At 39.5% G+C, this 4,040-nt stretch carries 2 protein-coding genes and 2 pseudogenes; all 4 read right to left on the reverse strand.

Features of this window, described 5'->3' with window-relative positions:
- Nucleotides 1-568 (reverse strand): annotated as a pseudogene (gene fliI, locus WYK_RS05690) (flagellum-specific ATP synthase FliI); the annotation flags it as partial.
- Nucleotides 555-1,328 carry a flagellar assembly protein FliH gene (gene fliH, locus WYK_RS05695; protein ID WP_051387335.1) on the reverse strand — a complete coding sequence of 258 codons (774 nt, stop codon included), beginning with the start codon at nt 1,326-1,328 and terminating at the stop codon, nt 555-557. The pseudogene fliI and the gene fliH, both read right to left, overlap by 14 nt.
- Entirely contained in the window at nt 1,321-2,340 is a 1,020-nt protein-coding gene (gene fliG, locus WYK_RS05700) for a flagellar motor switch protein FliG (protein WP_407951458.1), read from the reverse strand. The genes fliH and fliG overlap by 8 nt, the downstream gene beginning before the upstream one ends.
- 11 nt (nt 2,341-2,351) lie before the next feature.
- Nucleotides 2,352-3,948, reverse strand: a pseudogene (gene fliF, locus WYK_RS05705) (flagellar basal-body MS-ring/collar protein FliF).
- Nucleotides 3,949-4,040: the final 92 nt, after the last annotated feature.

A 4,040-nucleotide genomic window follows, 5' to 3' on the forward strand; every position in this document is an offset into this window, starting at 1 on the left:
TTACATTTATATCCGCAGTCGTATTTCTTGCCACCATACCTAGTAAAGTACTTTTGCCGACTCCACTTCCTGCAAATATACCGACACGCTGCCCTTTACCTACGGTCAGCATACTATCGATCATTCTAACCCCAACATTTATCGCTTCATTTATAGGCGGTCTCTCCATAGGATTCGGAGGATTTTGGTCAACAGGAATAGATGACAGTCCTTTTGGAATCGGCGAACCATCAATTGGTCTCCCAAGGGGATCAATTGCTTTACCGATTAATTCTGCACCGATTTTGACTTCTAGGGGGCGAGATGTCCCCTCAACAATTGATCCCGGTGAAATTTCTGCAAGCGTAGTATACGGCATCAAAATAACCATTTCTTCTTTAAAACCGACTACTTCAGCAAGAATTGTTTTTTTCTTGCTTTTGGTACCTGCATGAATGTAACAAACATCACCGATGGAACTTTCAGGACCTTGTGATTCAATCATCAAGCCGACTACCCGTTTTACACGTCCAAAATGCTTAAACGTTTCAATTTGATCGATAAGGGGCAATAAATCATTCGCTTTCATCTGTTACTCCCCTGTCCAATAGGTCTGCTAACTTCCGCTTAATTTCAGCCAGCTGACTATCAACCGAAGCATCAATTCTGCCATTTCCAGATTCGATAATACAACTGTTTACTTCAAGATCACTGTCGGGATAGATATAAACATTAATCTCCTTTGGGAAGATCGCCTGAAGTTCTTCTTTCTGGGATAGAATGGATTGGTAATGTTCAGGATGGATATGAAGTTCTACCTCGCTATAGTCACGCGCTTCCTTGATTGCCCTTTTTACGATTGATACAAACGCTTCTTCTGATTGATCTAATTGAGTACCGATAATCTTACCGGCTACTTTTATTCCAAGATCTAGGATTGTCTGCTCGGCTTTAGCTAGCTTATCTAAATAATCCATTTTGCTAGTTTCAACGATTCCTTTTGCCATCTCAATCGAATGTGTATATTCTGCTAGTCCTTGGCTTCGGCCGGTTTCAGAGCCTTCTAAAAACCCGGCATCGTATCCTGCTTGAATATATTGTTGTTTTTCGGTTTGTTCCCAATATATTTTAGCCTGTTCGATATCTTGGTAAATTTTTTGAGCTCTTTGCTTGGCCTCTTCTTCAATTTTGTGTGCTTCCCGTCGGGCATCCTCTACTAATTCACGTGTTACTTGAGTTTCTGCTTGTTCTTCAGTACCAGGAGATTGATAATGATAGTTTCGGATTTCAATCGTCTTACCGGAATTTTCTTCCGTTTTCGTGAAATGTGACTTAATAATCCTAGACAATAATATCATCCCCTCCGCCGCGGGCAACGACAATTTCCCCAGATTCTTCAAGCCTTCTTATAACAGCAACAATGCGTGACTGTGCTTCTTCTACATCGCGCAGGCGCACAGGTCCCATATATTCCATTTCTTCCTGAAAAGTATCAACCATTCGTTTTGACATATTCCTAAAGACAATTTCCTTCACTTCATCACTGGCAACTTTAAGTGAAAGCTTCAGATCTTCATTTTCAGAATCCCGGATTACTCGCTGAATAGCACGGCCATCAAGCGTGACAATATCCTCAAACACAAACATCCGTTTTTTAATTTCCTCTGCAAGTTCTGGATCCTGAATCTCAAGTGCATCAAGAATCGTTCGTTCAGTCGAACGGTCGACCCCGTTTAATACATCCACCACAGCTTCTATCCCCCCTGTTTGGGTATAATCCTGAGTGACTGTAGCTGATAGTTTTCTTTCGAGAATCTGTTCCACTTCATTAATTATTTCTGGTGAAGTACTGTCCATGGTTGCAATCCTTCTGGCAATATCAGCCTGAACCTCTTGAGGAAGCTCCGATAATATCTGCCCAGCCTGCGGCGGATCGAGATACGATAATACCAATGCTATCGTTTGAGGATGTTCATTTTGGATAAAATTTAAGATTTGAGCAGGATCTGCTTTCCTGGCAAAATCAAATGGCCGAACCTGTAATGATGAAGTCAATCGGTTAATAATAGCTGCGGCCTGTTCGTTTCCTAAAGCTTTCTCAAGAACTTGTTTTGCATAGCCTATCCCGCCTTGAGTAATATAATCTTGCGCCAGTGCAATAGTATGAAATTCTTCGAGTATACTCTCTTTTTCATGTGAATCGACTTTTCTTACTCCAGATATCTCCAAGGTGAGCCTTTCAATTTCTTCTTCTGAAAGATGCTTATATACAGAAGCGGAAACATCAGGTCCTAAGGAAATGAGAAGGATGGCAGCTTTTTGCTTTCCGCTCAGCCCGCCTTTTTTCTTTCTTTCTGACACCTTCATTCCTCCTAGTCTTCAGCAATCCAGCTTCGCAATAGTTTTGCAAATTCATCTGGTTTTTCTTTCGCCAATTTTTCCAGCTGTTTTCTTTTTAATGTTGCTTCCGTTTCTGTTTCATTATTGAGATTAGGTACTTCTGCACTTACATCAATCATCTCTTCCTCTTCTTCAAAGTCCTCTGTTCTTCTAGAACGCAGGAATAAGATTAAGAGAATAATAATAACCAGCAGTAATATTCCTCCAACGATATAAATCCATACTGGCACTGTATTCTTCACTTCGTTCTTGAATTCAACTTTGCCGTTAAACGGCTGCACCGATAAAGCAATTTTATTATTAATGTCTTCATCATTTAGTGTTTCTTCAGCAGAATCTTTATCTATCGTTGTCCGAATAATAGTACCAAGAACCTTAACAATATCATCTTTACTTTGTTGTGAAAGCGAATTAATATCATCCACATTCGGCGGTTCTACCATAACCTGAATACCTAAATCCTTAACCTTATAAGGACTTTCGATAATTTCTTTTTTTATTTCGATTTACTTCACTATTTATTGTTTCTTCTACTTTTTCATAATCACCATTACCGTCTGAACCAGCAACATAACTTGTCCCAAGCGAGTCGGACGAATCTTCAGATTGAGGTACTCCGCCTTGAGCAGACGCCCCTTCCCCAGTATATGTTTCAGTTAGACGTTGAGCCGATATCGTCAGACCTTCCATATTCTCTTCATCGACCGGAGAAACAAGATTTTCTTCTCGATTTTCCTGAGTGAAATCTACATCTGCAGTTACTGAAACAACAACCTTATCCCGTCCCATTATTGTCCCCAGCATACTTTGAACTTGCCTTTGAATATCCCGTTCAATTTCTTTCTTAATTTCATGCTGTGTCGTGAAGTTTGTACCTGCTTGAAGATTTTCATCATTTTTTAAGTCAAAATACTCAAAATTTTGATTCATAATGACGATATTATCAGTAGGAAGATTAGGCACACTCTTTGACACTAAATGATAGAGTGATTTAACCTGAGCTTCTTCAAATTGATAGCCTGACTTTGTTTTTAAGACAATAGATGCTGATGCCTTTTCTGTTGATTCATTGACGAAGACACCATCGTCAGGAATCGTTATCATAACGCTCGCATCTTGAACTCCATCAATTTTCTTAATCAGGTTGGCTAACTCTGTTTGTGTAGCATCGAGTTTTAATACATTAAATTCGTTTTCTGTCATCCCTAATCCAGCATTTTGACCAAAAAACGAATAATCAATATTACCTGAATCCGGTATTCCTTCGGCTGCTAATTCTACCTTTAGTGTGTCGACACTTTCTTCAGGAACCATTATGGTCGTCCCATTATCAGCAACCTCTGACTCAATCCCTCTGCCATCAAGATTTTCTTTAATCCCTCCGGTTTCCGATGGGGTTAAATCACTGTACAGAGGAACTAGGTTAGTGCGATTACTAAGTGTAAATGCAACGATAATTCCCAGTATTAGAATGAGACTAATACCTAAAAACCAAAACTTTTGTTTTTTATTCTTACCTTCCCAAAAAGCATTTGCCTTATTTTTAATATTGGTCAAAGCATCATTCATTTTAATCCCCCGGTCAATCTGTGTGATTTATGAAGGCGAACTTGCGCGCCTAGCCATTTTCCATATTATGAGGAGTTAAACTGAATGCTAGA

Source organism: Peribacillus psychrosaccharolyticus ATCC 23296 (assembly GCF_000305495.1).
In the GTDB taxonomy this organism is placed as follows: Bacteria; Bacillota; Bacilli; order Bacillales; family DSM-1321; genus Peribacillus; species Peribacillus psychrosaccharolyticus.